Source organism: Chitinophagales bacterium (assembly GCA_017303835.1).
GTDB lineage: Bacteria > Bacteroidota > Bacteroidia > Chitinophagales > Chitinophagaceae > JAFLBI01.
The window spans coordinates 608,999-635,780 of sequence record JAFLBI010000001.1 but is presented as its reverse complement, the minus strand read 5'-3'; the positions used below and the strand labels follow the sequence as shown (position 1 = coordinate 635,780).

Annotated in this window: 27 protein-coding genes and 1 other RNA gene; 16 read left to right on the top strand and 12 right to left on the bottom strand. The window is 42.1% G+C overall.

Going from position 1 to position 26,782, the window contains the following annotated elements:
- The first annotated feature begins 7 nt into the window (after nucleotides 1-7).
- The 5 genes from J0L83_02860 to nhaA all read left to right on the top strand — a co-directional run bounded on the left by J0L83_02860 (nucleotide 8) and on the right by nhaA (nucleotide 4,563).
- Complete coding sequence (locus J0L83_02860; protein ID MBN8663484.1) at nucleotides 8-1,015, top strand: MCE family protein; 1,008 nt, start codon at nucleotides 8-10, stop codon at nucleotides 1,013-1,015.
- The gene (locus tag J0L83_02855; protein MBN8663483.1) at nucleotides 1,012-2,661 is read left to right on the top strand and encodes a hypothetical protein; all 1,650 of its coding nucleotides are present in this window, start codon (nucleotides 1,012-1,014) and stop codon (nucleotides 2,659-2,661) included. Before J0L83_02860 ends, J0L83_02855 begins: the two co-directional genes overlap by 4 nt.
- 73 nt (nucleotides 2,662-2,734) lie before the next feature.
- Nucleotides 2,735-2,887 carry a DUF559 domain-containing protein gene (locus tag J0L83_02850; GenBank protein ID MBN8663482.1) on the top strand — a complete coding sequence of 51 codons (153 nt, stop codon included), beginning with the start codon at nucleotides 2,735-2,737 and terminating at the stop codon, nucleotides 2,885-2,887.
- Nucleotides 2,888-3,106 carry a DUF559 domain-containing protein gene (locus J0L83_02845; protein ID MBN8663481.1) on the top strand — a complete coding sequence of 73 codons (219 nt, stop codon included), beginning with the start codon at nucleotides 2,888-2,890 and terminating at the stop codon, nucleotides 3,104-3,106.
- A gap of 269 nt (nucleotides 3,107-3,375) precedes the next feature.
- Nucleotides 3,376-4,563, top strand: a complete 1,188-nt coding sequence (gene nhaA, locus J0L83_02840; protein MBN8663480.1) for a Na+/H+ antiporter NhaA — start codon at nucleotides 3,376-3,378, stop codon at nucleotides 4,561-4,563.
- Here the strand turns inward: nhaA and prfB are convergent.
- A protein-coding gene (gene prfB / locus J0L83_02835) for a peptide chain release factor 2 (GenBank protein ID MBN8663479.1) occupies nucleotides 4,560-5,649 on the bottom strand; the annotation gives its coding sequence in 2 pieces (ribosomal slippage) (nucleotides 4,560-5,588 and nucleotides 5,590-5,649; 1,089 coding nt in all). The two genes, nhaA and prfB, sit on opposite strands and share 4 nt — an antisense overlap.
- Before the next feature lie 82 nt (nucleotides 5,650-5,731).
- Here prfB and J0L83_02830 point away from each other — a divergent pair.
- Together J0L83_02830 and J0L83_02825 are read left to right on the top strand one after the other, a co-directional pair.
- Nucleotides 5,732-6,247 carry a hypothetical protein gene (locus J0L83_02830; protein ID MBN8663478.1) on the top strand — a complete coding sequence of 172 codons (516 nt, stop codon included), beginning with the start codon at nucleotides 5,732-5,734 and terminating at the stop codon, nucleotides 6,245-6,247.
- Nucleotides 6,248-6,261: 14 nt separating this feature from the next.
- Entirely contained in the window at nucleotides 6,262-7,107 is an 846-nt protein-coding gene (locus tag J0L83_02825) for a hypothetical protein (GenBank protein ID MBN8663477.1), read from the top strand.
- Between the two features lies 1 nt (nucleotide 7,108).
- On the opposite strand, the gene J0L83_02820 is transcribed toward J0L83_02825, so the two are convergent.
- A complete protein-coding gene (locus J0L83_02820) occupies nucleotides 7,109-11,839 on the bottom strand; it encodes a T9SS type A sorting domain-containing protein (GenBank protein MBN8663476.1) in 4,731 nt (1,576 codons plus the stop codon).
- Between the two features lie 28 nt (nucleotides 11,840-11,867).
- An RNA gene (rnpB, locus tag J0L83_02815) (RNase P RNA component class A) lies at nucleotides 11,868-12,247 on the bottom strand.
- Nucleotides 12,248-12,923: 676 nt separating this feature from the next.
- On the opposite strand from rnpB, the gene J0L83_02810 reads away from it, so the two are divergent.
- From J0L83_02810 to J0L83_02795, 4 genes are all read left to right on the top strand, one after another.
- Nucleotides 12,924-13,694: a DUF3298 domain-containing protein gene (locus J0L83_02810; GenBank protein MBN8663475.1), complete on the top strand. Its 771-nt coding sequence runs from the start codon at nucleotides 12,924-12,926 to the stop codon at nucleotides 13,692-13,694.
- A 220-nt stretch (nucleotides 13,695-13,914) separates the two neighbouring features.
- Nucleotides 13,915-14,523, top strand: a complete 609-nt coding sequence (locus tag J0L83_02805) for a hypothetical protein (protein ID MBN8663474.1) — start codon at nucleotides 13,915-13,917, stop codon at nucleotides 14,521-14,523.
- Between the two features lie 243 nt (nucleotides 14,524-14,766).
- Entirely contained in the window at nucleotides 14,767-15,378 is a 612-nt protein-coding gene (locus J0L83_02800; GenBank protein ID MBN8663473.1) for a hypothetical protein, read from the top strand.
- A 34-nt stretch (nucleotides 15,379-15,412) separates the two neighbouring features.
- Nucleotides 15,413-15,769, top strand: coding sequence for a DUF2200 domain-containing protein (locus J0L83_02795; GenBank protein ID MBN8663472.1), 357 nt, complete (start codon nucleotides 15,413-15,415; stop codon nucleotides 15,767-15,769).
- Between the two features lie 77 nt (nucleotides 15,770-15,846).
- On the opposite strand, the gene J0L83_02790 is transcribed toward J0L83_02795, so the two are convergent.
- Nucleotides 15,847-17,367, bottom strand: a complete 1,521-nt coding sequence (locus tag J0L83_02790; protein MBN8663471.1) for a hypothetical protein — start codon at nucleotides 17,365-17,367, stop codon at nucleotides 15,847-15,849.
- Nucleotides 17,364-17,735, bottom strand: coding sequence for a BlaI/MecI/CopY family transcriptional regulator (locus J0L83_02785; GenBank protein MBN8663470.1), 372 nt, complete (start codon nucleotides 17,733-17,735; stop codon nucleotides 17,364-17,366). The genes J0L83_02790 and J0L83_02785 overlap by 4 nt, the downstream gene beginning before the upstream one ends.
- A gap of 351 nt (nucleotides 17,736-18,086) precedes the next feature.
- Here J0L83_02785 and J0L83_02780 point away from each other — a divergent pair, with 351 nt between their 5' ends.
- Entirely contained in the window at nucleotides 18,087-19,640 is a 1,554-nt protein-coding gene (locus tag J0L83_02780; GenBank protein ID MBN8663469.1) for a M20/M25/M40 family metallo-hydrolase, read from the top strand.
- 36 nt (nucleotides 19,641-19,676) lie between these two features.
- Here J0L83_02780 and J0L83_02775 read toward each other — a convergent pair whose 3' ends face one another.
- Both J0L83_02775 and J0L83_02770 read right to left on the bottom strand, forming a co-directional pair.
- Complete coding sequence (locus J0L83_02775; GenBank protein ID MBN8663468.1) at nucleotides 19,677-20,084, bottom strand: hypothetical protein; 408 nt, start codon at nucleotides 20,082-20,084, stop codon at nucleotides 19,677-19,679.
- A 107-nt stretch (nucleotides 20,085-20,191) separates the two neighbouring features.
- Nucleotides 20,192-20,824, bottom strand: a complete 633-nt coding sequence (locus J0L83_02770; GenBank protein MBN8663467.1) for an orotate phosphoribosyltransferase — start codon at nucleotides 20,822-20,824, stop codon at nucleotides 20,192-20,194.
- Between the two features lie 67 nt (nucleotides 20,825-20,891).
- Here J0L83_02770 and J0L83_02765 point away from each other — a divergent pair, with 67 nt between their 5' ends.
- On the top strand, nucleotides 20,892-21,308 hold the full coding sequence (locus J0L83_02765) for an NUDIX domain-containing protein (protein ID MBN8663466.1): 417 nt from the start codon (nucleotides 20,892-20,894) through the stop codon (nucleotides 21,306-21,308).
- 67 nt (nucleotides 21,309-21,375) lie between these two features.
- The gene (locus tag J0L83_02760; GenBank protein MBN8663465.1) at nucleotides 21,376-22,281 is read left to right on the top strand and encodes a hypothetical protein; all 906 of its coding nucleotides are present in this window, start codon (nucleotides 21,376-21,378) and stop codon (nucleotides 22,279-22,281) included.
- Between the two features lie 3 nt (nucleotides 22,282-22,284).
- On the opposite strand, the gene J0L83_02755 is transcribed toward J0L83_02760, so the two are convergent.
- From J0L83_02755 to pyrR, 4 genes are all read right to left on the bottom strand, one after another.
- Nucleotides 22,285-22,713 (bottom strand): hotdog fold thioesterase, encoded by a 429-nt coding sequence (locus tag J0L83_02755; GenBank protein MBN8663464.1) that lies wholly within the window; start codon nucleotides 22,711-22,713, stop codon nucleotides 22,285-22,287.
- Nucleotides 22,714-22,894: 181 nt separating this feature from the next.
- The gene (gene coaD, locus J0L83_02750; protein ID MBN8663463.1) at nucleotides 22,895-23,374 is read right to left on the bottom strand and encodes a pantetheine-phosphate adenylyltransferase; all 480 of its coding nucleotides are present in this window, start codon (nucleotides 23,372-23,374) and stop codon (nucleotides 22,895-22,897) included.
- Between the two features lie 8 nt (nucleotides 23,375-23,382).
- Nucleotides 23,383-24,309 (bottom strand): aspartate carbamoyltransferase catalytic subunit, encoded by a 927-nt coding sequence (locus tag J0L83_02745; protein ID MBN8663462.1) that lies wholly within the window; start codon nucleotides 24,307-24,309, stop codon nucleotides 23,383-23,385.
- 31 nt (nucleotides 24,310-24,340) lie between these two features.
- Nucleotides 24,341-24,868, bottom strand: coding sequence for a bifunctional pyr operon transcriptional regulator/uracil phosphoribosyltransferase PyrR (gene pyrR / locus J0L83_02740; GenBank protein MBN8663461.1), 528 nt, complete (start codon nucleotides 24,866-24,868; stop codon nucleotides 24,341-24,343).
- Between the two features lie 81 nt (nucleotides 24,869-24,949).
- Here pyrR and recF point away from each other — a divergent pair, with 81 nt between their 5' ends.
- Both recF and J0L83_02730 read left to right on the top strand, forming a co-directional pair.
- Nucleotides 24,950-26,029, top strand: a complete 1,080-nt coding sequence (gene recF / locus J0L83_02735) for a DNA replication and repair protein RecF (protein ID MBN8663460.1) — start codon at nucleotides 24,950-24,952, stop codon at nucleotides 26,027-26,029.
- 16 nt (nucleotides 26,030-26,045) lie between these two features.
- Nucleotides 26,046-26,327: a DUF721 domain-containing protein gene (locus J0L83_02730; protein MBN8663459.1), complete on the top strand. Its 282-nt coding sequence runs from the start codon at nucleotides 26,046-26,048 to the stop codon at nucleotides 26,325-26,327.
- Here J0L83_02730 and J0L83_02725 read toward each other — a convergent pair.
- The gene (locus J0L83_02725; GenBank protein MBN8663458.1) at nucleotides 26,324-26,767 is read right to left on the bottom strand and encodes a CBS domain-containing protein; all 444 of its coding nucleotides are present in this window, start codon (nucleotides 26,765-26,767) and stop codon (nucleotides 26,324-26,326) included. The two genes, J0L83_02730 and J0L83_02725, sit on opposite strands and share 4 nt — an antisense overlap.
- Between the last annotated feature and the right edge of the window lie 15 nt (nucleotides 26,768-26,782).

The following is a 26,782-nucleotide window of genomic DNA, read 5'->3' as shown; positions in this document are numbered from 1 at the left end:
TGTAGCTATGAAGATTTCGAATGAAACCAAGGTAGGAGCATTAACAGCCATTGCCATTACTTTATTGGTTCTTGGGTTTAATTTCCTGAAAGGCAGAAGCCTTTTTAAAACAGGGCATTTCCTTTATGCCAAATATCCTGATGCCAAGGGCCTGATGGTCTCTAACCCGGTTTATGTGAATGGGTTTCAGATTGGATCTGTTTACGATATAGAAACCGAGAGTGCAGACCTGAAGAAAATAAATGTTTCCATCAAGCTTAAGGACGATTACGAAATACCGGTTAATTCAGTTGCTTCAATCATCAAAGACCCACTTGGTACCCCGAGTATCGAAATCGCATTGGGTAATGATCCAAAGCACTTGAAAACAGGCGACACATTAATGACTAAGGAAAGTATGGGCATTCTTGGTGCGGTAGCTAATCAACTCCTGCCTGTTGCTGATCAGATCAAGGAAACTGTAAGGCAATTAGATATCGTACTGAAAAATGTCAATAGCATATTCGATCCTACTACCAAGGGAAATCTGCAGGAAGTGATTGCCAATTTGAACAAGACCACAGCCAACCTGATGAACGCTTCAGCGTCGATGCAGGGTATGCTGAATGAACAAACAGGCAGCATCACCAAGACCATGAATAATGTGAATAGCTTCACAAAGAATCTGGCTGACAATAATGAAAAAATCAATGGTGTGGTTAGCAATCTGCAGACTACAACAGACAAACTCGCCAAATCGGATATTAACGGAACCATTGCAGACTTGAAAACATCAGTTAACAACCTGAATAATATCCTCACCAAGATTGATAAAGGTGAAGGCTCGATGGGCAAGCTGATGAATGATAAAGCGCTTTACGACAACCTTAACAACACCATACGCAGCGCTAATATACTAGTAGATGATCTTAGAATGCATCCTAAGCGCTACGTCAATGTATCCGTATTTGGCAAAAAGGATAAAAGCGGTCCGCTGATGCAACCACTGGCTGATTCCAGCAAGCAAAAACAATGATGCTTTTACGCCATAGCTTTCTCCTGATTTGTACACTCTATGCGATCTGCGCCAATGCGCAAAGAACTGCTATTGCAGATACCGGATTTGTTCCGGGTAAACTCATTGAAGTAATCAGGGCCGACAGAGAAAACATTCAGAAAAAGGATTCCACCACTTTTTTCTCGCTGGCAGGTAAAGCTGCGGTAAAGCAGGAGACTACCCTTTTCTATGCAGACAGTATTGTGTTGAATCAAAAAGAAAACTTTCTGGAAGCTTTCGGCAATGTGCATATTAATGATGCTGATACCATACATACGTATGCACAATACCTTAAGTACCTGGGTCGTGAACGCAGAGCCTACCTGAAAAAATCAGTCAAGCTGACTGATGGTAAAGGTGTACTAACCACAGAAGAACTGGAATACGATACACAGCTACGCATTGGCACTTATCTCAAAGGTGCCAAATTGGTAAATGGTAAAACTACCCTAGTCAGTAGAGAAGGTTATTATTATGGTGATACAAAAGATGTGTATTTCAAACAGCAAGTAGTATTAACTGATCCTGAGTTTAAAATGTACACAGACACCTTGCTGTACAATACCAATACAGAAATTGCCACATTTGTTTCACCGAGCAGGATTGTGAATGGTAAGCGTACGATCAAAACAAGAGAAGGTTTTTACAACCTGCGCACCAAGAAAGCAGAATTCGGCAGAAGACCCTTTGTAGACGACAGCACATACACGTTTACAGCAGACCAAATGGCATTCGATGATTCTACCGGACTTGGTCATTTTAAAGGTAATGCCGTATACAGAGGCAAGGATTCTGCACAAGGCTTCGATATTATCGCCAATGATATCAAAACGAATAATAAGAAGAATTCATTTCTGGCTACACAGAAGCCGATATTATTGGTAAAACAAGAAAGAGATTCCATTTGGATAAAAGCGGATACACTATACTCATCCAGGCTCAGCGAACTGACCAGTAGCAGAAAAGTACCGAGCATCCGTGATTCATCCACCCCATTCATCAAACTACCGCCACCCAATAAAGACAAAAAGACGCCTGAAGACAGTACAGACAAATTCTTTGAAGCCTATTACAACGTTAAAATCTTCTCAGATTCTTTACAGGCAAGCTGCGATAGTTTATTCTATTCATTAAAGGACTCTATTTTCCGTTTGTACAAATCACCAATTACCTGGGCGCAGGATAATCAGATTACTGGTGATACCATGTTACTCTTTACCAAAAACAAAAAGCCAGAGCGACTCTATGTATATGAAAATGCTTTAGCGATTAGCAAAGCTGGTGGTGATTATTTCAATCAGCTAAAAGGCAATACCATTAACGGTATTTTCAAAGACGGTCGGATGGATTTTCTTCGCTCGAAAGGAAACTCTGAAAGCATTTATTACGGCACTGACGACCGCAATGCTTTTATTGGTGTAAACCGAGCTACTGCAGACATCATTGATGTATTCTTCAATCCAGAAAAAGAAAGTAGCAAACCACAACGGGTAGTATTCAGAAGTAACTTGCAAGGCACTACTTTCCCTATGGGACAGGTGAATCATGGTGAAATGCGCCTTCGCGGTTTTCAGTGGCTAGACAGTAAGCGTCCTAAATCCAAACTGGAGATTTTGACTGATTGATGAGAGTCCTTAGAGTACTTACTTAGCTGGTTTTATTTTAGTTATGTAAGATTAATTTTGGTGCATCTCATTTATGACACCGCTAAACAATCGAAAATACCTTAAAGTCTTTCGTAGGAAATTAAGAAGCAACGGCACAAGCGCTGAAGCAGTATTGTGGACTTATTTAAAAGGGAAAAAGATTGCAGGCATTAAATTCAGAAGGCAGCATAGTATTGGTAACTAAATTATTGATTTTTATGCTCCATGCAAAAAAATAGCAATAGAACTTGATGGTGAAGTACATAATTGGGGCAGAGCAGCAATAACTGATTCAGAAAAAGAGCGCTTTCTTCAAAATTTAGGAATCACTATACTCAGATTTGAGAATAAATGGATTTTCGATGACCCAGATTATGTGATCAACATTATCAAAGCATCAGTGACTGCTGTTAACAAACAATAAAAGGGAAATTACTGAACCAATACAATATCCCCTCCTTTTCAAGAAGGGGTGGCATGTGTTTTAACATATGACGGGGTGGTTATTATTTAAACCATAATACACATACCCCTCAGTCGCTCCTACGGAGCGCCAGCTCCCCTTGGCAGGGGAGCATACTATAGCTTAATATACAGTATCCCCTCCTTTTCAAGGAGGGGTGGCATATGTGAAACATATGACGGGGTGGTTATCATTCGATTGATTTGTATCTTGCCACCATGCTGGAATTTTTGAAAATAAAATTTCTCGATCCTTTAAAAGAGTTCATTCACGATAGCCGTTCTATCGGCATCACGCTGCTTGTTTGTACTGCCCTGTCCTTGATACTGGCAAATCTTGATCTTACCGGCGAAGCTTATAGAAGCTTCTGGAATATTCATTGGGCTGAAGAAGGTGCTCACCACTTTGCTGTAGGCCCTTTACACTTACCAGGTTCCCTGCTGCTCATTATTAATGATTTTCTGATGGCCATTTTCTTCTTATTAGCCGGAATGGAAATCAAGAGAGAATTGGTACAGGGCGAACTATCCTCCATGCAAAAAGCCATACTACCAATAGTAGCGGCAATTGGTGGCATGTTGGCGCCTGCATTGTTCTACTCGTTTTTCAATAAGGGGAGCGCTGAAATGCAAGGTTGGGCTATTCCAACTGCAACTGATATTGCATTTTCTTTAGGTGTTGCTTCCTTACTTGGCAAGAGGGTTCCAATCGGACTCAAAGTTTTCTTAACCGCATTGGCCATAATTGATGATCTGGGTGCCATTGTTGTGATTGCACTATTTTATGGTGGTAGTGTTCAACTCATGTACATTTTAGGTGCTATTGCTTTTGGAGCAGGTTTATACTTTCACAATAAGTTCAGTAAAGCACCTGTATTCTTACGTTATATATTAGCAGCAGGTGTTTGGTATTGCATGTTTAACTCAGGAGTGCATGCAACTGTTGCGGGTGTAATTGTTGCTTTCTTGATGCCGGTAAACCGACTCGTCAGACTTGAATTAAAACTGCATACGCCTGTTTACTTTATTATCGTACCAATTTTTGCTTTAGCAAATACGGCTATATTACTACCAGAAAACAGTTTGCAGGCTTTAACAGGTCATTTAAGCTGGGGCATTATGATTGGCTTGGTTTTAGGTAAGCCGATTGGTATCTGCCTTGCTGCTTACTTTTTAATCAACAGAAAATGGGCCAGTCTTCCTGCAGGCACATCCTGGTATCAATTAATTGGCGCAGGTATTCTTGCCGGTATTGGTTTTACGATGTCAATCTTCATTTCTACACTTGCATTTACTGATGCAGTAAGACAAGATATAGCCAAGATATCCGTATTGCTGGCTTCATTTATTGCTATGCTCTTAGGTTATTTCTGGCTGAAGATGAGTAAACCCGCGAAAACAAAAAAAGAAGCTGTTTAAGCTTCTTCTTTTTGCATCATCAAATAGGCTTTGATAAATCCATCAAGCTCTCCATCCATCACCGGTCCAACATTACCAACTTCGTATTCTGTTCGGTGATCTTTGATGAGTTTATACGGATGAAATACATAACTTCTGATCTGACTACCCCACTCAATCTTTTTCTTACTCGCATTGGTAGCATTCTTTGCTTCTTCTCTTCTACGCAATTCCTCCTCATACAAACGACTCTTCAACATTTGCATGGCTTTCTCACGGTTACCCAGCTGCGTACGTTCGGTTTGGCAAATAACCACAATGCCTGTGGGCAAGTGGGTTAACATTACTTTGGTTTCTACCTTGTTCACGTTCTGACCACCCGCACCGCCACTACGCGCTGTTTCCATCTTCACTTCACTATCCTTAACCTCAATCTCAATAGTATCATCCACTAATGGATAAACAAATACGGAAGCGAAAGATGTATGTCTGCGTGCATTACTGTCAAATGGTGAAATACGTACCAGGCGATGCACTCCTGATTCTGCTTTCAGGAATCCATAAGAAAAAGCGCCTTCAAATTGAAGCGTAGCAGTTTTAATACCCGCACCATCGCCCCATTGCCAATCCAGTTCTGTAACTTTCCAACCCTGCTTCTCACCGTACATGCGGTACATACGCGCCAATATTTCTGCCCAATCCTGGCTTTCAGTACCACCGGCACCAGAATTGATTTGCAGCACGGCTGGCAATTCATCCTCCGGCTGATTCAATGTACTCTTAAATTCAGCATCTTCTATTGCCTGTAAAGCCTGCTCATAAGCAGCACGTGTTTCTTCCTCAGTTGCATCGCCGGCTTTCATGAAATCGAACAAGACAGCAAAATCTTCTACAGCTCCTTCTACATCCTTGAAGAGCTTGAGCCAGTACTCATTTACTTTGATTTCCTTCATGATGGCCGTGGCACGGCTATTGTCGTCCCAGAATCCGGGCGACAAGGACAATTGACGATCGTTTTCTATTTTGATTTGTCGGTTCTCGACGTCAAAGAAACCTCCTCAGGACACTCACACGGTCCCTCATATCTTTTAAATGCTCTGTTGTCATGGGCGCAAATGTATAAAAACTCGGGGGTAGAACTACATGTATATGCACAAATAAACTGTAAATTACCGCCAGAATATTGTTTATGCGTTATTTCATCCTGCTGATATCTTTTTTATTTGTCGCTACTACACTTGCTGCACAGACCAAGGACGCACTCATTGCCAAAAAAGGTAATCATGAAAAACGTTTTGAAATAGGCGAATCAGTTAAACTTGAGTGGGAAGAAAACGATAAAGGTATTTATTACCGTGGGCCCATACTAGCTGTTACAGATAGTACCGTGGTGCTTGGCCGATTTTCGAGCACTGACAAAAGACATGTAGATATTCATCTTAGAAATATTGTTAAAGTAAAAAGAATCCGCAGAACAGGTCGGGCAATTACAGCCGGTATTATGGTGGCTTCATTGATACCAGGAGCTTTATTAATTGCTGATGCTTCCAGCCCACAACAAAGCAGTTTCACTGGTAATGGTTATGCCATTGGCGGTGCACTTATTGGAGGTGGGTTAATGACCTATATTATCGGTACCATGACAGAAAAAAGTGCCAGTATAGACAGAGGCTATACCTTCGTAACAAAAAGTTCACATGAATAAGTGAACTTGGTTGAATGGCAGATAGATTCTACAACAGAACTGCAGCCATTATCACCAAACATGGCAAAGAGCGCATTATCGGTCCAATCCTATGGCATGCGTTTAATATCAGTTTAGAGCTGGCCCGATATGATACAGATATGCTGGGCACTTTCAGTGGAGAAATTGAGCGACCTACAGATCAGTTGGGAACTGCAAGATTAAAAATCAAACAGGCAGAATCCATCAGTAACGCATCTTTATTAGTGGCAAGCGAAGGTGCATTTCATCCACATCCTGATTCGCCTTTCATTACCATCAATACAGAAATCATTGTATTATACGATAGAAAAACACAGCAGGAGATTATCTCACGCAATAGCTCCTACAATACCAATGCTGCAAAAATCACCGCAAAGAATCTAGAAGAATTACTAGAGTTCGTACACACAATCGGATTCCCCGAACACAAAGTAATTCTCATGAGCAACGAGGAATTGATACGTGACAGACTTGTATATAAAGACATACAGGATTTCGATCAACTGATCAAATCCTATCTACACATTACGAAGACAAGAGGCGAAACCGTAATAGCAGAAACGGATCTGAGGGCCATGCATAACCCAACGCGTCAGGAACAAATCAGGCTTACAACTGAAAAGCTTGTGGCCTTGATGCAAAGCGAATGTCTTGCTTGCCATAGTCCCGGCTACCAAATACAAAAAACATTTGCAGGACTACCCTGCTGCTGGTGTAATTCACCTACAGCTAATACACTGCTTGAAATCTATGGTTGTACGGTATGCGGTCACACAGAACAGAAACGTGTAGCTAAGCCATGTGCAGATCCAGGCACTTGCGACCAATGTAACCCTTAATCTATTTTCGATAAAATAACCTCGAGCCTAATTCCTCCCCTAATCCGGTAAGTATCCGAATAGCATACATACCTCTGTTCAGGTTTGTGAGATCAAGGTCTAAGCGATTATAGCCTGTACTTAAAGATGTATATCGATTGTTGACAACCGTATTTCCATCTGCACCTACAATTCTGATCCACACACTTGGTGTATTATCAGGAACCTGAAACAAAATAGTCGTAGGTCCCGATGTAGGGTTGGGATACACAAATACGACTTTCTCAGCTTTATTACTGGCAATAATATTCGCGGTTGTATCAGATGCACCTACACAATTATTAGAATCTGTAACAACAGCACGATAATTACCTAGTCCGCCAAAATATACAAACAATGGATTACTTGTTCTGGACAGTGTACTGCCATTCCACTCCCAGCGTACAGTTTTGATATTGGTAGATGATCGTGCAAAAAGGAAGGATGTATCGCCTGGCACCAGTTCTGCTTTGGTTCTGATGACACCAACTTTTGGATTCTCAAAAATGCGCACAGTGATCAAAGAACGCTCGCTCTCACATCCATTCTGCGCTGTTTGTGATACATAATATTTAAGTGTATCAGGTCTGGTCGTTGGCGGTACAGGCGCTCTGTTTGAAGCTACACCGCCTCTTACCGTATCATACCATTTTAAATTGCTGCCCAATGCAGTTAAAGGAACAGCCGCAGCATTTACGCAGTAGTCTGGATCACTTGTGGTAACAGGCTTTGCAGGTCTTCCACCGATATTCACAATGAACGGATCTGAAACTGCACTACACCCTGCAAATGAAGTAGCAATTACTTTAAACGTATCAGACACTGCAACAGTATAAGGAAATGCAGTTTGAGCGGTAAGATTGAATCGAGTAACCCGATGGTTGCCCGCTTCTGAAACAAATAGATTACCACTATTATCCAATACAACCCCTGATGGTGTATTCAATTGATTGGTTCCTGCACCTGCGCCATTACCACCGGCAATGGTAATTGCACTATTGCTTCCATCGGGCCAAAATTGAATTCTATGATTACCCGCATCGGCGATATACATATTATTGGCCCCATCTATCCAAATAGCCCTTGGGGTGTTAAACTGATTGGCCGCACTACCTAAACCTGTTAAGCCTGCTACTGTAATACCGGTTAGATTACCTGCTGTATACCGTTGAACACGATGATTCAAACCATCTACCACATAAATCAATCCATTTCTGTTTACAAATACTGCTTGCGGACTATTCAACTGTTGTGCAGAACTTCCCGCTACACCAGTACCGGCAATGGTTACACCAACATTACTATTCGGACGGAATAACTGAACACGGTGATTGTTTTGATCAGCCACGTATAAGTTTCCCGCTCTATCTACAAACACACCCGTTGGCGCATTTAATTGAGTGGCTGAATTACCAGCACCATTACCTCCGGCAACAACTGAACCCAATCTGCTGTTTGCAGGGAAACGAATGACACGATGATTGTTTTGATCAGCTACATATACATTACCAGCAGGATCTAAAAAGACTGCTGCTGGATTGTTTAAGTCTTGTAAACCCTGAGCAGCACCATTACCACCAGCAACGGTTACACCCAAAATACCATTCGCACCCCAACGTTGTATGCGATGGTTAAATGCATCTGCAACAAAAATCAACCCTTCGGCAGACAAAGCAAGTCCCTGATTTCTGTTCATTTTAGCAGAATCTGCACCCTCACCATTACCACCTGCAACTATGATGGCACTAGTAGCCCATACTGGTGCCACATTACGCACCAATGTATCTTTTCTAAACCAACGCAGATTAGCGGTTGAAGTGGCGGTTCTGGCTATCAATTCACCACTGGTAGTGATACAATTATCGCCTTCAATCACCACACTTGGTTTTGCATTCACGGTAATCACTACAGTTTCCGTGGCCCGGCATCCATTGTTATTCGCTGCAGACAAAGTGTAAGAAGTTGTTGCAGCAGGACTCATCTTCACTGTACCTGAAGCTGAATTGCTCACACCTGTTACCGGCGTCCAGCTATATACATCTGCACCAGTGGCTGTGATATCAGTGGTATCGCCAGCACAGATTAATGTGTTTCCGCTTACCAGCAATTTCGGTGATTCATTCACAATGATAGAATCTGAACTCACATTACAACCATTGAAAGCAGTTGCCTGCACATAATATTTACCACCGGTTACAGCCGTGTAATTACGATTGATATTGCTAATATTGAAACGCAATACACGCAAGTTATTCTGATCCGATACAAAGAGGTTACCCGTTGGATCCATTGCAATACCTGATGGGAACTGCATTCTGCTTAAGCTGCTACCCAGAACACCTGTACTGTCTCCGGCAATTGTTGTACCACTACTTGCACCAAAAACCCAACGCTGAATACGGTGGTTGGTTTTATCGGCAATATAGATTTGTCCCGCACCATCTACAAACACACCCTGCGGGTTATTCAGCTGATTAGCAGCATTACCCAAACCATTACCGCCGGCAATCGTAATACCCGTTGTTGCACCTCTATTCCATAGCTGCACGCGGTGATTAAATCCATCTGCGATATATAAATTACCACTGGCATCCAAATAAATACCCTGTGGTGTATTCAGTTGATTATTATTACTACCTGCTTTACCACTAATATCACCTGCAATAACTTCGCCACTAAGCGCATTGGGTGCGTAGCGAATAACACGATGGTTATTTTGATCAGAGATATACAGCCAACCTGCAGCATCAGCCCAAACACCTACCGGTGTATTCAGTTGATTCAGACCAGCACCTTCCCCACCAAAACCAGCGATGGTAACACCTGAACTAATGCCTTCAAACCATTTTTGGATACGATGATTACCCGCATCTGCTATCAATATGGCGCCAGTAGCATCCACAAATACTGATTGTGGTCCGTTCAACTGATTGGGATTAATACCAGGCCCATTACCACCTGCAACTGTGATACCCTCTGTTGCACCTTTTGCCCATTTTTGAATACGATGATTTTCTGCGTCTGCGATATATACACTACCAAGCGCATCTACAAAAATGCCGGCAGGTAATACCAGTTGCTTAGAACCAATGCCCAAACCATTGGCACCTGCAACTGCTGTTGAAAGCGAATCCCAACGAGGCAGATGTGTTGCCACAATATTGTTTTCTAATCGCCAAACAAGACTGGCTGGAATATTATTCAATACCGCTTCTAATGGTCCATTGCCTGTACATACAGGTCCTTTCAAGCTTACCGTTACTTTTGGATTGACTGAAACAGTAATGGCTGCCCTACCGGTACATCCATTCGGTGCCGTACTCGTTACCGTATAGGTTGTGGTTGCTGTTGGACGCACTGTAACCGTTGGGCCAGTATTGGTGTTTAAGCCTGTTGTTGGCGACCAAACATAGTTTGCAGAGCCAGCAGCAGTTAAAGTTGTGCTACCGCCTTCACATACTGCTGCATTACCAGTGATGGTTAATGTAGGCGATGTGTTCACTGCAAAAGGCAATGAAGTAACTGAACAGCCGGTGAAAGAAGTGACTGTAGCTGTATAAGTTCCACCGGTAGCTATAAACAGTTGATTATTCAAAGCACCTGCCGCAAACCTTTGAACACGTAAATTATTTTGATCAGCTACATACAAATTACCTCTGGCATCAAAGTGGATACCGGATGGAAACTGTAATTCAGTTGATGTAGCACCTGCCGTACCAAGCGAATTACCAGCTATCACCGTTCCTGTAGCAGCACCCTGTATCCAACGTACAATACGATGATTGCCCTTATCTGCAATAAACAAATTACCACTACCATCTACCCAAACATCTGAAGGCGCATTTAATTGATTCAGTCCAGCACCAGCTGTATTGCCACCTGCCACGACTATACCAAATTGATTACCCGGTGCAAAACGCAATACCCGATGATTCAATGCATCGGCTACATACACATTACCAGCTGCATCAACACAAACACCCTGGGGACTATTTAACTGATTATTTTGATTACCTAAACCGCCTGCACCTGCAACAATTGTTCCCGCAGATGATCCTGCAGGATACCTAATCACACGATGATTTCCTGCATCAGCCACATACATATTACCTGCTGGATCGAGGAATACATCCATCGGTTCACTTAACTGGTTTGCTTGACTTCCACGGCCATTACCACCAGCTATCGTTACACCATTTGTTGAACCAGGTGCAATTTGCTGAATACGATGGTTCAAGCGATCAGCAACATATAAATTACCTAAACCATCTACCCAAACACTATTGGGTGCACGCAATTGATTAGGTGCATTTCCATCGCCACCGGCACCACCAACCACAACACCCACACTATCTCCGGGCGACCAACGCATTACACGATAATTATTCGCATCAGCCACATACACATTGCCTGATGCATCTACGAATACGCCAGCAGGAAAGTCTAATTGATTTAACAAAGTTCCCTTACCCTTACCGCCGGCAACAGTAGTTGCTACTGTTGACCAACTAGCATTGTACACGGCGATAATATTGCCATCACGTCTCCAGGTAAGTGAAGCTGCAGCCGGATTGATATTAGCGGTGAGTATGCCATCTGCAGAACAAACAGGCCCTGTAATGGTAACAGACGGACAGATTTGCTGCGCAGACAAATGCATGCTGAGTATCAGCATGGCGCATAAGAGTCCGATTAACCTGTTTCGCTTGTTCATTGGTTTCAGTTCTTCAGCAGATTTGGATAAAACCATATACCTCGTAAGCCGGATTCTGTTTCTACACTATCATTTATCTGTTCTGCAGATTGCTCTGCGAATCAAGCTGCCTACCCCGTAACCCATTCCTTTCGGAATACAAGCGAGCCGCTTTTACGGTTACTATACGTGGCATTACAGCACCCAAGGTTTACCCGAACGTTGCGTTTCCACAACGAACCGTGGGCTCTTACCCCACGTTTTCACCTTTTCCGCAACAGGCTTGCACCTGCTGAGGTAGTTATTTTCTGTGGCACTGTCTCTCACCGGTTGCCCGATGGTCCCGCCGTTAGCGGGATGGGTTGCCCTGTGCTGTCCGGACTTTCCTCCCCTTCAATTGCTTGAAGAAGCGATAGTTCGGGTATATGGTAAACACAAAAATAGCGGTTTGCCTTGAGGCAGCCCCTTTCTGCCTACCCCTTAAATAAAGGGTTTAGGCTTAAAAGAGCCTTGCAAAGCGGGTTTTGTTGCCCGAGTTATTGGTTATTGACTATTGAAGATTTGTGATTTTTGATTTGAGATTTAAGATTAATGTAGGAGTAACCGCAAAGTCCCAACTCCATCCTTCGCTAAGGCTATGGATGGTAAACCGTTAAAGCTTCGTTGGACAAGCGCGAAGACGCAAAGGATCGCGAAGAATCCCTACAATTTAATGTGCTCCCCTGCCAAGGGGAGCTGTCTCCGAAGGAGACTGAGGGGTATCTGCACCACCCCGTCATGTGTTGCACACATGCCACTCATCTTTCGCTAAAGCTACAGATGACAGGCCCTCCTCGCCAAGGAGGGGATATAGATTAAAAAAAATCCTTAAGGCAACAAATATTACGTTCTGTTTTATGCATTAAACTATCTGCCCTAAGCTTTCTGCCTTCATCTGTTCCTTGTTCTATTGTTCATCTGTTCAATATTCCTTACGCTAGTCGTTTTTCTTTCCTAGTCCCTCGATTCTTCCTTCTTCTGTTCCTTGTTCCCCTGTTCTATTGTTCTTTGTTCAACTTGCTTAAAGCTTACATACTTTACTTAAATTGAAGTAGAAACATAAAACATGAAGATCCAACAATTTATCACCTGCATGATAGCCATACCCGTGTTTGCAGCATGCGGTAATCAGACGGCTGAAGAAACAGCTACTACAGTTGCCAAAGACAGTTTGACCTATACCATGGATTCAATAGGCATTAGAAAAGGTTATGCCTCCGGTGATACTGCGGAAGCCAGTATGGTATATCCGGTGATTGGAAACCAATCTGCTTTGGCTGATACCCTAAACCAGTATCTCAAACAAAGTTTTAATGGTGCGGCAGATGCAAAAAGCGGTATCGATAGTTTTTTCGCACACTATGAAAATTTTGCAAAAGAGATGAAGGGTATTGGCCCGGCTAATGGTTGGAGCTATCAGGCAAAAAATATTTTACTACCCGTTTACAAAGACCTGTACACACTTAGCATGTATGCCTATGAATACAGCGGTGGCGCGCATGGCAATTATGGCACACAGTTGTATCAGTTTACACAAGCCGGTAATCGACTGAGTTGGAATGACATACTCTTGCCTGATGCTGAAAAAGCAATTCAACCCCTACTACAAAAAGCCATTGCACAACACCTGGAAATACCCACCACTACACCGGTAGCAGAAATGGGCTTGTTTATACAGAATAATACCATACCGCTGGCTTATTCATTTGCCTTAACCGAGAAAGGACTTAGACTAATCTATAACCCTTATGAAATTGCATCTTATGCAGTAGGTATGATTGATATCACAATACCATATGCAGCGCTAAGTAATGTAGTTAAGAAAGAATACTATTAGCATTGTATTGACGCAATTACAATACAAAAAGTATAATAGCAAATGAATGATTTTCAATGATGATTTTTCTCCATATCCATTAATTCAGGGAGTTCTATTGCGTATATTTATGAGTTGTCAGCAACCCGATGGCACTCTACCCATTAGCTTAACAATATATTATATAAAAGGATTTTCACAAACACTTTTGTTTTCGAATTTTAGATAACAATCAAACCTCATGAGAAAAACATTTCTTTTTCTTCTTGCAATCCTTTTATTTCAATCAAGTTTCGGTCAAATATCAAAAGGAAATTGGTTAGCCGGCGGCTCCGGACAATTGTCGGCATATAGCAGCACGAATACAAGTGTTTCGCCTGCACGGGAACAGAACGTAAAGGCATTTAACATTAGTGTTTCACCCAATATCGGCTACTTTATCAAAGACAAGTTTGCAGTTGGACTACGACCTGCCTTAACTTGGGAAAAAGGAAAAGCAGGAGATGCCTTTGCTCCTGATGGCTCGGTATTAGGAAGCGGTGGGAAGCTTACACAATTCAGATTTGTGATAGGTCCGTTCAGCCGCTATTATTTCCTTGACACGGAAAAGTCATTTAATATTCTTATTGAAGCAGCTTACCAATATGGAATTGGTTCTCCAAAACCGTTTAGTGAGAGACAAAGTATATTTTCGGCAGGACTAGGACCAGTCATATATTTTAATTCATCCGTCGGTTTGGAGTTTCTTTTGGGTTATAACAACACAATATTGAATGCAAAGGGATATAATAGAACTTCAAAAAATAGCATACAATTAAACATAGGGATTCAAATTCACTTAGAAAAATAAGAAGCAGGACTTGATGAAGAGAAAAGGCTGCTGACAACATTGGGTTTTGTGCAATGGCCGTCAGAACAAAATATCATCGACAGAATATAGGTCGGCAGCATATCGGGCTGTCACGGCCTTTTAAAATATGATCTTTAAAAAAGTACTTTTAATCTCCGGTGGGTATTTCGCACCCGGCTTTTCGTAACTCCGATCGGCCACTGCACAAAGCCCTGGCCGTTATATTCACTAGCTTCAATCCACATGAAACAGATGCTTATTTTTCTGGCTTGTTTAACCACAATACTTAGCCACGCACAAAAGCAAGTGATCTATCAACTAACATTTAGCGATACTAGCAATTTCAGGCTGACCACGCTAATGGATCGTAAAATGCCCAACTTCTTTTTCATTATCAGCACCACACAAACATGGGATGGCAATAGGTTTTGGCTGAAAGATTTTGAAAACAAGCAAAAGAATGCTGTTATACAACAAATTCAACACGATGAACATCACCCCTATTTTCATAGCTATCTATTTGCAAACCAGACATTAGATGTGCTTATCCCAGACTCTACAAAACAACAATTACGGAACAAGTCACAAACTTTCAAGCGCAAAAAAATATCTTTAAACGGTCGCAATTTCAAGACCATATCATCATCATCTACATTAACCGGCTTTTATTTCGTTACGAGTGAACCATTGATTTCTGATGATAAAAAATTTGCGTTTATTGACATGACTGTTTTTTATAAAGAAAACATCCAACAAACGCTTGACGAAACCTATTTTGGGTCAATCGCATTGGTTTTTCAAATGATTGATGGCAAATGGATAAGAATTGCAAAAAAGGATTGGCTGATCCTATAAAATCTATAGATTTCCATAAATTCGGCATAACTGCATGAACACAAATCAAGACGAACGCATTGCCAAGATGTCTTTTGCATCGGTATATCCGCACTATGTAGCCAAGGTGGAGAAGAAAGGCAGAACGGTTGCTGAATTACATGCAGTGATTCAATGGCTCACTGGCTACTCAGACAAAGCCTTGCAACAACACCTTAGCGCCAAAACTAATTTTGCTGATTTCTTTCAAGAAGCCACACTCCACCCAAATGCATCCCTGATTACCGGGCTCATCTGCGGCATTCGCGTAGAGAATATTGAAAACCCGCTCACCCAACAGGTTCGTTATCTCGACAAACTGGTAGATGAACTAGCCAAGGGTAAGTCGCTGGAAAAGATTATGCGGAAATGATTGGTTATTGAATATTGATTATTGATTGATTGATTGACTGTTCTTTCTTCAAAGTTCTTTTGGGGAGCTTAGATAGCTTAATTCACTTTAACTACAGCAGCTCGCCAACTAAATAGCATCACCGGTTCGTTAGCAAGCGCTTTATATTCTTCCAAATACTTAGCGTAACCTTCATTTGTCATCAAATTTAACTGATGCGTATAATTTCTACCTTTCTTAGCGCCGCCATATAACTTGCTAACACTATAATGTGCAAAGTCTGCAGCCTTATACTTTGTCAAAACTTCATTAGACACTTTCTTATCGTCAATCCAAACGCCATAGACAGCTGAATTCTTGAATTTAGCAAACAAGGCTTCGGAAGGTACTTGTTTGCCAAAAGGAGGCCATCTCTTGATAAACTTAACCGGCACTTTCATCTGCTGCTCAGGACTCATCCTGCCGTAAATATCCTTAAGCGTCTTTTTATCAACATCACTCACTTCCAATCGCTTCTGTTTTTTCTGCAGTCGTGCTTCATTGTATTTATCTGTAATGCGATAATAAGTATCCATTTCCTCATGACTTACCCCTTCTTTAGTTGAGGAAAAGCTTTTCGAGATAAAGGCAGAATCAAAACCATTAGGCTGATATCGTTGTAACGGTATTGTGATTTTGGGTACAGTATCCCCAGTTAAGGATTGGAGCATTGTAGGCATGTCAGTATCATAAGAAAATGAACAAAGACTAATGAATGCAACGGCAAGGATAAGTAAACCGTTTTTACAGTAAATCACAGGTTTGCTGGATGATGTTTTTTGTATCATGATAAATCTTTTTTTTAAGCAAGCTTTATTAAAATCAGAGCCAAATTGAAATCTATTCTGAGTAACAACTGTCTGCAATAACAATTGCAGGTAATTCAGTTTAGTATCCGCTTTGTCTCCTACCACAGCTTGATCGGCCAAAAACTCATGATTGAGACGAATAGCAGATTTCAATATCCAGTTTACCGGATTCCACCAAGTAAAAACTAGAAGTAATTCTGCCAGAAGTACATCTATACTATGCATTTGCCTACAATGGGCAGCTTCATGTTGAAGTACTTCTTCTGCGATAGCTTTGTCAAGAAACTCTTTCTGGGGCACAAAAATGGTCTGCCAAAAACTAAATGTTTGGATGGGGGCCTGAACAAGTACCATTGGGATACCGGCGTAGCTAGTCATAATATCACCACTGCGCAATGCAAACAGCACATATAAACGATACATGAACCGAATCAAGAGGTATATGCTAATGATACCATATCCAACCCAAAACCATAAAGTGAAATCTTGTGTAGCATTTGTTGACAATGCTGACAGAGCCGGGTTAACCGCTTGTTCGGTAATGTATTCTTGAGTGCTAGCAACCGTAATCAAGTACTCACTTGCAACTGAGACTTCCTTATTTTGTATGTGCACAGGTATGCTAACAAATGGCAAGACCAGTGGTAAAAGGCAAGCGGCAAGCAAGTACAATCGATTGAAAAGGAATGTCTTTTGCTTGGCTAGCAAAACCTGATACAGTAAAGCCATCAGGAAAGAAAGCATCAACATTTTCAACATTAAAGTTGTCATTTTCTTTTCTTTTTTAATTCTTGATCAATGATAGCTTTCAGTTGCTCAAGCTCATCCACGGAAAGTTTGGTAGCGGTGGTGAAAAAAGAAGCGAAGCTGAGTGCTGAATTATCAAATGCACCCTTGATCATGCTTTTCACTTCTTTTGAAAAATACTGCTCCTTTTTCACCAGTGCATAGTACTCTCTAGAATTACCGAACAAGGTATAGCCAACAAAACCTTTGTCTTGCATACGCTTTAACAAAGTAGCCAGTGTGGAAGGTGCTGGTTTTGGCTCAGGAAAAGCTTCTAACAAATCTTTCATAAACAGCTTTTCCTGTTGCCAGATGAGTTCCATTACTTGTAATTCTGCTTTAGTGAGATTCATTCTACAAAATGATATTTATTTCTACAAATGTAGAATTAATTAGCAAACAGCCAAATAAAAATTTATTACACAAATTTTAAGCCGTCCATTAAATGTAATTACGAATTAGAACATCCTCTTGTGTCCTCCCAATGCGTTCCCCATTTTCATTAAGACCAATGAATCTATTAGGCCCTATAGTATCTCCCGCACAGCTATAGATAATGATTGGGGATTGATTATTGACAATAGTTGATTGGCTTGCCTAATTATTAATTAATAATTTTTAATTCTTAATTATTCACTGAATTCATCACATTCTTCCCAACCCATAATATCTTTTCGCTATCATTACGTTATAAACAGATGCACATGCGTATACGTCAAATCGCTTTTACTGCAGCCATCTTTGCTGCACCCTTGCTGAGCAATACGGTACAAGCACAGCAAGATCCAGTAATCAATGCCATTATTCAAGAAGCCACCAGCAACTCGCAACTAAAAAGAATGAGCCATGAATTAATGGATGGCGTTGGTCCACGTTTAGTCGGTTCTTCTAAAATGGTGCAAGCCAGCGATTGGGCCATTGCGCAATACCAGCAATATGGCATTCCTGCACGCAGAGAAAACTATGGTACCTGGCGTGGCTGGGATCGTGGCGTTACGCATGTAGACATGCTCAGCCCCTGGGTGAAATCTTTAGAAGCCACCCAATTGGCTTTCTCCCCTGCTACGAAGAAACCTGTAAAAGCGGAAACCATTATTTTGGCAGATGTAGCTGACTCGTTGGCATTTCAAGCATGGTTACCGAATGTAAAAGGCAAATTTGTATTGATCTCTATGCCTCAGCCAACCGGTCGCCCCGATTATAACTGGAAAGAATTTGCCACCAAAGCATCTATGGAAACGATGCAAAAAGAGCGTACAGCAGCAACAGAAGCATGGCGCAAACGCATTAGCAAAACTGGTTATAACAATCGCCAGCTTGCTTTGGCATTAGAAAAAGCCGGTGCTGCAGGTATCATCGGCAGTAACTGGAGCCAAGGTTTTGGTGTAAATAAAATTTTTGATGCAGCTACCAAGAAAATTCCCACCATTGATGTGATGCTGGAAGATTATGGTTTGCTCTATCGCTTAACAGAATCCGGCAAAGCACCTATTATCAGCGTATTTGCGCAATCAACGGAATTGGGTGAAGTGCCCACTTTCAACACATTGGCCGAAATCAAAGGAACAGAAAAGCCCAATGAATATGTGATGCTATCTGCACACTTCGATTCATGGGATGGCGGCACAGGCGCTACAGATAATGGCACCGGTACCATGGTGATGATGGAAGCCATGCGCATTTTGAAAAAGGTATATCCCAATCCCAAGCGCACTATTCTTGTAGGTCATTGGGGAAGTGAAGAACAAGGCTTAAATGGTTCACGTGCATTTGTAGAAGATCATCCGGAGATTGTAAGCAATCTGCAAGCATTATTCAACCAAGACAACGGCACTGGTCGAATCGTGAATATTGGCGGATCAGGTTTCGCGAAAGCAAAAGACTATCTGGGCAAATGGATTGCCGCAATACCGAATGAGTACAGAGACTCTATCAAAACATCCTTCCCTGGTCAACCGGGCGGCGGCGGTTCAGACCATGCATCTTTTGTTGCTGTAGGCGCACCCGCATTTTCATTAGGCGCTTTGAACTGGTCATACTTCAACTATACCTGGCATACCAACAGAGATACTTACGATAAGATTGTATTTGATGATTTACGCAATAACGCCATAGTTACCGCAATTCTCGTTTACATGGCATGTGAAGATCCGGAACGCAGCTCTACAGAAAAAGCCAATTTACCAGTGAATCCTCAAACCGGTAGAAACTGGCCGGCACCTGTAAAAGCCAAACGCAGAGGTGGATTTGACAACTAACTAAAAAGCGAGATGATGAACATCTCGCTTTTTTTATTAATTACTTGGAAAATGGCAGGGCTTGCCTTTTTGCGGCCCTCCGCCATCTTCTGCGCGCTTACAAATGGGTGGAATCGATTTATAGGCTACCGAATCTGCTTTCAATCCATCTGCATCAAAACCAGCTCCAGTGATGGCTTCCTTAATTTGATCAGCTGTTACACGATCCGGTAAAAACTGTAAGCGTATTTCTCCTTGTAACAAATTGATCTTCCATTGGAGAATGCCACTTTCAAAATTGGATTTATTTTCTACTGTTAAATAACGCTCCAATGCTTGCTGACATGGCCAGCATTTTAAGTTATTCGACTTAACAGTAACCCAAGTTGCTTTGGCCGACATCACTTGTGCATCTGCTGCATACCCAATCAACACCATTGCGAATATTACAAGTATCTTTTTCATTAACCTTTACTTTTTGCTTTTCACTTGCCTACTCCGAGGCTTCGGCAGGCAGGCTTTTTGCTTTTGACTTTTTACTTTTGACTTTTTGCTTTTAACTTTTGCCTTAACTATCTCCCCCATTCCGCAGGATTCTTACGCCAATCCAACAACAGGGATTCCTGTTCCGCACTGATGATACCTTTCTCTAATCCAATCTGCACCAATTGCGCATAATTGGTCAATGAAATAAATGGTACACCAGCCTGCGCAAATGCATCAACGGCAGCATCAAATCCATAATTGAAAATGGAAATCATACCCACTACTTCCAAACCTGCTTTGCGCAACACATCTACCACTTGTAAACTACTTTTACCGGTAGAAATCAGATCCTCTATCACCACTACTTGCTGTCCGGCTTCATAAAAACCTTCAATCTGATTACCCAAACCATGTTCTTTTGGTTTTGGTCGTACATAGATATATGGCAGTTTCAACTGATCAGCCGCCAAAGCACCCCAAGCAATACCCGCAGTTGCAACGCCTGCCAGCATAGCAGCATCGCCAAACTCTTCAAAAATCACATTGCACATTTCACTCTTCACAAAATCACGCACATAGGGGAAGGATAATAATTTTCTATTATCACAATAAATCGGGCTCTTCCAGCCGCTTGCCCAGGTAAATGGTTGGGCCGGACTCAGTTTTACCGCACCAGATTGTAAGAGTTTCTCTGCAATGGCTTTTTCGTTGGTCTTCATGCTGCGAAGGTAATTCTTCGGCTTTGTGTGTGGTTTGGCTTATTCGACTTATTTTCAACATCGAAACATGGCCAACAGAACCCTGATAGCAGCCGGTGGACTCGTAGAAAACGAGTTGGGACAGATCCTGATGATTTTCCGCAGGGGGAAATGGGATTTACCTAAGGGCAAATTAGACCCACAAGAAAGCATTGATGAATGCGCTTTGCGGGAAGTGAAGGAAGAAACGGGGCTCACAGAACTTATTATGGGCCGATTTATTTGCACCACCAGCCATGAATACTACGATCAATGGCTGCAACAAGATGTTATCAAGGAATCGCATTGGTACCATATGCGTGCAAGTATCTACGCCCCATTGATACCACAAACAGAAGAAGATATTCTGGAAATACGTTGGGTATCATCCAAAGAATGGCCGGGATTATTGGAACAAAGCTATTCAACAATACAGCAGGTATTTCGTGAAGCAGGCTTGATCTGATGCTGTTAAGGCAATCACAAAGCGGTTTTACCGCTATGGAATCTGGTCTCAATTTTATCTAACTGATATGCGAACCATCACCACCCTACTCCTTTTACTGAGCCTGCAGAGCATGGCACAACAAGGCCCGAAGTGGCGCAAAATCAGCAATGCTGCACCTTGGCCAAAGAGTTATAATTATCAGCTATTCAGTTTCAGGGATACCCTTTGGGTATTACACCCAAAAGGCGTCTGGTATAGTACAGACGGACAAAAATGGAAAGCATCAGCATTAGGTAATCCAATCTACAATCATGCATTTCTGGATTATATCTTGTTCAACAATGAGTTGATGGGATTGGGTTATTTCAAAGGCAATATTGAGCAATTTGATTTCAGACCCATCATTTTCAGCTCTACCAATATGCGTAGCTGGGATACGATTTCTAAAGCAAGCAGATTGCCACAAAGATTTTTCTATCACCCATTTGTATTTCAAAACCAGCTTTGGATCATTGGTGGAGAAGATAACCAAACCAGCTTTGCAGATATCTGGAAAAGCAGCAATGGTGTACAATGGCAACAGGTAGTAAAAGAAGCGCCATTTGGAAAACGCAGCAATAGTCAAGTAGTAACAAACAACAACAAATTATACATGCTGAATAATGATGTTTGGACCAGCACCGATGCCATACATTGGGAAAAACTAACCGATGCTATTGTACCCGGACAAGAAATTTTTGGTTACACCGCTGTTGTATGGAAAGAACATATCTGGCTTTTAGGCTGCAACAGAAATGGTCGATTTTCTAGTGAAGTCTTGTACAGCAAGGATGGCAAAAAATGGCAGGCTGCACGTGCACCATGGTCGCCCCGTGGCGGTTTAGCAGCCACAGTATTTAAAGGAAAAATCTACATGACCGGCGGCAAGTATGGCGGCACTCCAGATCATACCGAGTTTATCTACAGCAATGATCTATGGGTACTGGAATAGAAATTATTTACGCTTCAACACAGCCACAGTTAAGCGGCTTACACAAACCAGTTTATCGCGCTCATCTGTGATGCGAATATCCCAGACCTGTGTGGTTGCACCAATATGAATGGGCTTAGCTGTACCTGTTACTACACCGCTTCTTACACTACGCACATGATTGGCATTAATCTCCAAACCCACGCACATAAACTTTTCATGATCCACGGTTAAAGCAGCACCTACACTGCCCAGTGTTTCTGCCAATGCAACAGAAGCACCACCATGTAATAAGCCATAAGGCTGGTGGGTACGATGATCAACCGGCATGGTACCACGGATGAAATCATCACCAATTTCCGTGAACTGCATGCCCAAATGCTCACCTAATGTGTTTTTACCAAGGTATTGAAACTGTTCTACCGTAAGCCCTTTGTGAAACCAGATTGACATGGGTTAATGATTGGATGAGTGAATGATAGAATGATAGAATGTTGAATGGTTAGTAATACAATTCAAGCGTGATGATTGTTTGCGCCAAGACACAATCACCAATCAACAATTACCAAAATTCAATTAACAATTAACAATTTTCGATTGATAATATTCAATTGATAATAATCAATCACCAATACTACTTCGCGTTGGGATAAATATCTTTTCGCACAGGCGCAGGCAAAAAAGCGGATGCATCACCACCGTTACGGATCACATCGCGTACGAGTGTAGATGCTACTGAAGTGTATTGAGGTGAACAGGTAAGGAAAATAGTTTCGATTTCCGCATCCAAACTGCGGTTCATATCTGCAATCACTTTTTCATATTCGAAATCGCTCACATAACGGATACCGCGCAGAATAAACTTCGCACCAACGTGACGACAACATTCAATCGTAAGGCCCTCATAAATCAGTGCTTCTACTTTAGGATTGTCTTTATAGATATCCTGAATCCATTCCAGTCTTTGTTCATCACTGTACATGGGTGCTTTATTGATATTCTTACCAATACCCACATAGAGTTTGTCGAACAAACCCATGGAACGATCAATGATATCCAGGTGTCCAATCGTAATGGGATCAAATGTTCCGGGAAATAAGCAGATGCGTTCCATAATGGCATTTAGTTTTCCCTGTTCGCAAGGAGATAAAGCACAGCCATTCTAGTGGCCACACCGTTTTCTACCTGGTTCAGGATAATTGAATGAGGACCATCAGCCACATCGCTGTCGAGCTCCACCCCTCTGTTGATGGGGCCCGGGTGCATGATGGTGATTTCTTTGGGCAATCGTTCCAGCATACGGCGATTAATACCGTAAGCCAGGTTATATTCTCTTAATGAGGAAAACAATGGTTGGTTTTGTCGCTCTAACTGAATACGCAACACGTTGGCCACATCGCACCAGCGCAGCACTTCTTCTACATTGTATGTAACGTTTACACCTAATGCGTCAGTTATGTATTTCGGAATGAGTGTTGGTGGACCGGCAACGGTAATATCAGCACCCATTTTCTTTAATAAGTAGATATTACTGAGCGCTACCCTGCTGTGCATGATATCGCCAATGATGGCCACTTTCAAACCTTGCAGTTTACCGAATTTCTCCTGCATGGAAAATGCATCCAACAAAGCTTGTGTGGGATGTTCGTTGATACCATCTCCGGCATTCACAATGGCTGCGGGAATATGCTGCGACAGAAAATGCGGTGCACCACTGGCACTGTGCCGCATCACCACCATATCCACTTTCATGCTCAGGATATTGTTCACTGTATCCAACAAAGTTTCCCCCTTGGCTGCAGATGAGGTGCTTGCCGCGAAGTTTAAGACGTCTGCACTCAAACGGCGTTCTGCCAGTTCAAATGACATGCGGGTGCGTGTGGAATTCTCGTAAAACAGGTTTACAATGGTTACATCACGAAGCGATGGCACTTTTTTAACCGGTCGTTGTAATACTTCTTTAAACTGGGCTGCGGTAGAGAGAATAAGCTGTATATCTTCTGGTTGAAGGCTCCTGATTCCGAGCAGGTGTTTGGTGGAGAGTTTCATTAAAGTGCGAAGATAATGGTTTGCGCAATATTCAATGATCAAGCAGTTCTACAGCATCACGTTCATCCTTCTCCTGCCAGTATACTTTTACTTTTTGAGACACAAAAGTGTCGATGGTTCTACCCACATAATCCGGCTGAATGGGCAGTTCTCTGCTAAAGCGCCGGTCAATTAATACACAGAGCTGCACTTTAGCTGGTCTGCCGAAATCAAGCAAAGCATCCAGTGCTGAGCGGATGGTACGGCCGGTGAAGAGCACATCATCAATCAGGACCACATTTTTGTTCTCTATGCTGAATGGAATCTCTGTTTTATTGGCGATATGCAGTTCTTTCCGGATATCATCACGGTAGAAAGTGATATCCAGCTTACCATAAACCACTTTTTTAGGCGATAACTGCTCCTGTAGCAATTGTACAATGCGGTTACTCAGCTGTACGCCACGTGGTTGTAATCCAATTAAAACGGTATTATCCAGTCCCGGATGGTTTTCCAACACCTGCTGCGCCAGTCGCTTTACCGTCAGGGACATCTGTTGTTCTGTGAGAATCGGCTTCAAGCACCATGAATTTGGAATAAAAATAGGCAGTTTATACTAAAAGACTCGGAAGGTTTCTGCACTTAACCTATTTTGCCGCCCATGTTGCACCTCCAACAACTGGAATTGCTCCAATTCAGGAATTATACCCAGAAACGCTTTCTTTTTCCAAAGCGCATTACGGCTATTTGTGGCAGCAATGGATCAGGCAAGACCAATCTCTTGGATGCAGCCTATTATTGTTGCTTCAGCCGAAGCTATTTCACCCGACCGGAACAAACGAATGTGTTACATGGTGCGCAGGGCATGCGTATAGAGGGCAGGTTTAGTAACGCAGAGAAAAATGATACTGTTTGTGCCATCATTCGCGAAACAGGCAAAAAGGAATTATTACTCAACGGCGAGGCATACAAACAGTTTTCACAGCATATCGGCCAGTTTCCCTGCGTCATGATTGCGCCTGATGATATTGGCCTGATCAATGAAGGCGGCGAGGCACGCAGGAAATACATGGATACGATTTTATCTCAGACAGATCCTGCTTACCTGCAAAGCCTGATGTTGTATCAAAAATTATTGCAGCAACGAAACAGTTTGCTCAAACAATTACAAGAGCAGAAAGGCAGCATGGATGTGTTGGACATTTTATCAGATCAGTTAAGTGTACAAGGACAACTGATTTATGAAAAGCGTTTCAACTTTATTGCAACACTGAAAGAAAACGTCCTGCGCTTTTATCAGCAGATTGCCCAGGCTGATGATGGATTACAAGTGAATTACCAAAGTCAGTTACACAATAGCCCCATGCGTGAGCTTATGCAACAAAGCTTGCAAAAGGATTTGATCTTACAAAGAACCACAACAGGCATTCATCGGGATGATCTGGAATTTAAAATGGATGAGCAAGCGTTTAAAACAGAAGCTTCACAGGGTCAAAGAAAAAGCCTCTTATTTGCGTTGAAGCTGGCTGAATGGCAATGGTTGAAACAAGCCAAGGGTTTTGCCCCCATCCTACTATTGGATGATGTATTTGAAAAATTAGATGCCCGCCGTATGCACCAATTATTGGAATGGGTTTGCACAGAAAGTGATAGTCAGGTACTGATTACAGACACCCACAAAGAAAGACTGGAAGCACATCTGAATGAGATCGGCAGCGAATACGAGATCATCCAACTTTAAGCCTTACTTTTACTTCATGGGTGAGTATAGTTTGGGCGATGCCATGAAATACTTCTTAGAGAAGAGCCGTTTAAAAAACGGTATTCGTGCTTTGCAGATAGAAGATATCTGGGCAGAGCTCATGGGCAATACCATTGCACGCTATACTGATAAGATTCAGATTATTAATCAGACCCTTTTTATCTACACACAGGTGGCACCCTTAAAGCAAGAATTGTTATACCAGAAGCAACAAATCATCGACCGCGTGAACGAGGCTTTCGGAGAACGCGTAATCAATGAAGTGGTGATACGTTAGATCCAGTAATAAAACGATTCTTTATGCTGATCAGACTTTCCTGCTAAATGACTCATTTCCCGCATTGCTTCTCCCATCAGCATATTCACTGTTACAATACCGGCAAATTCATAATTCTCGAACACAGGCAGAATATTCGTTCTGAAAGAACGCATCATCAATAGCGCATGCTCAGCTGAATCATCTGTTGTTACAGTTGGCAAATCAGTTGTCATGATTTCATTCACGGTTGTTTCACTGGATTTCTTTCCTTTTAACACTAGCTTCTGTGCATAATCGCGCTCAGTCATAATACCGAGATATTTGCCATTCTGCATAATAACGACAAACGCAGCGTTTTCTACAGCCATCAATGCCAAAGCATCTATAACACGTGAGCCGGATTGCACATAGTTGATGTGCGCACCTTTGTCCTGAATCAGGTAGCCTAAGGATTTCATACTGGAAGATTTAAG

Bases quoted from the DNA above. Each gene is read 5' to 3' on its own strand.
- J0L83_02765 (MBN8663466.1), top strand. From the start codon at position 20,892: ATGGCCAACAGAACCCTGATAGCAGCCGGTGGACTCGTAGAAAACGAG.
- J0L83_02760 (MBN8663465.1), top strand. From the start codon at position 21,376: ATGCGAACCATCACCACCCTACTCCTTTTACTGAGCCTGCAGAGCATG.
- J0L83_02725 (MBN8663458.1), bottom strand. From the start codon at position 26,767: ATGAAATCCTTAGGCTACCTGATTCAGGACAAAGGTGCGCACATCAAC.
- coaD (MBN8663463.1), bottom strand. From the start codon at position 23,374: ATGGAACGCATCTGCTTATTTCCCGGAACATTTGATCCCATTACGATT.
- J0L83_02830 (MBN8663478.1), top strand. From the start codon at position 5,732: ATGCGTTATTTCATCCTGCTGATATCTTTTTTATTTGTCGCTACTACA.
- J0L83_02795 (MBN8663472.1), top strand. From the start codon at position 15,413: ATGAACACAAATCAAGACGAACGCATTGCCAAGATGTCTTTTGCATCG.
- J0L83_02780 (MBN8663469.1), top strand. From the start codon at position 18,087: ATGCGTATACGTCAAATCGCTTTTACTGCAGCCATCTTTGCTGCACCC.
- J0L83_02770 (MBN8663467.1), bottom strand. From the start codon at position 20,824: ATGAAGACCAACGAAAAAGCCATTGCAGAGAAACTCTTACAATCTGGT.
- recF (MBN8663460.1), top strand. From the start codon at position 24,950: ATGTTGCACCTCCAACAACTGGAATTGCTCCAATTCAGGAATTATACC.
- J0L83_02800 (MBN8663473.1), top strand. From the start codon at position 14,767: ATGAAACAGATGCTTATTTTTCTGGCTTGTTTAACCACAATACTTAGC.
- J0L83_02775 (MBN8663468.1), bottom strand. From the start codon at position 20,084: ATGAAAAAGATACTTGTAATATTCGCAATGGTGTTGATTGGGTATGCA.
- J0L83_02820 (MBN8663476.1), bottom strand. From the start codon at position 11,839: ATGAACAAGCGAAACAGGTTAATCGGACTCTTATGCGCCATGCTGATA.
- J0L83_02855 (MBN8663483.1), top strand. From the start codon at position 1,012: ATGATGCTTTTACGCCATAGCTTTCTCCTGATTTGTACACTCTATGCG.
- J0L83_02825 (MBN8663477.1), top strand. From the start codon at position 6,262: ATGGCAGATAGATTCTACAACAGAACTGCAGCCATTATCACCAAACAT.
- J0L83_02810 (MBN8663475.1), top strand. From the start codon at position 12,924: ATGAAGATCCAACAATTTATCACCTGCATGATAGCCATACCCGTGTTT.
- J0L83_02730 (MBN8663459.1), top strand. From the start codon at position 26,046: ATGGGTGAGTATAGTTTGGGCGATGCCATGAAATACTTCTTAGAGAAG.
- J0L83_02785 (MBN8663470.1), bottom strand. From the start codon at position 17,735: ATGAATCTCACTAAAGCAGAATTACAAGTAATGGAACTCATCTGGCAA.
- J0L83_02860 (MBN8663484.1), top strand. From the start codon at position 8: ATGAAGATTTCGAATGAAACCAAGGTAGGAGCATTAACAGCCATTGCC.
- J0L83_02790 (MBN8663471.1), bottom strand. From the start codon at position 17,367: ATGACAACTTTAATGTTGAAAATGTTGATGCTTTCTTTCCTGATGGCT.
- J0L83_02755 (MBN8663464.1), bottom strand. From the start codon at position 22,713: ATGTCAATCTGGTTTCACAAAGGGCTTACGGTAGAACAGTTTCAATAC.
- J0L83_02745 (MBN8663462.1), bottom strand. From the start codon at position 24,309: ATGAAACTCTCCACCAAACACCTGCTCGGAATCAGGAGCCTTCAACCA.
- J0L83_02850 (MBN8663482.1), top strand. From the start codon at position 2,735: ATGACACCGCTAAACAATCGAAAATACCTTAAAGTCTTTCGTAGGAAA.
- J0L83_02805 (MBN8663474.1), top strand. From the start codon at position 13,915: ATGAGAAAAACATTTCTTTTTCTTCTTGCAATCCTTTTATTTCAATCA.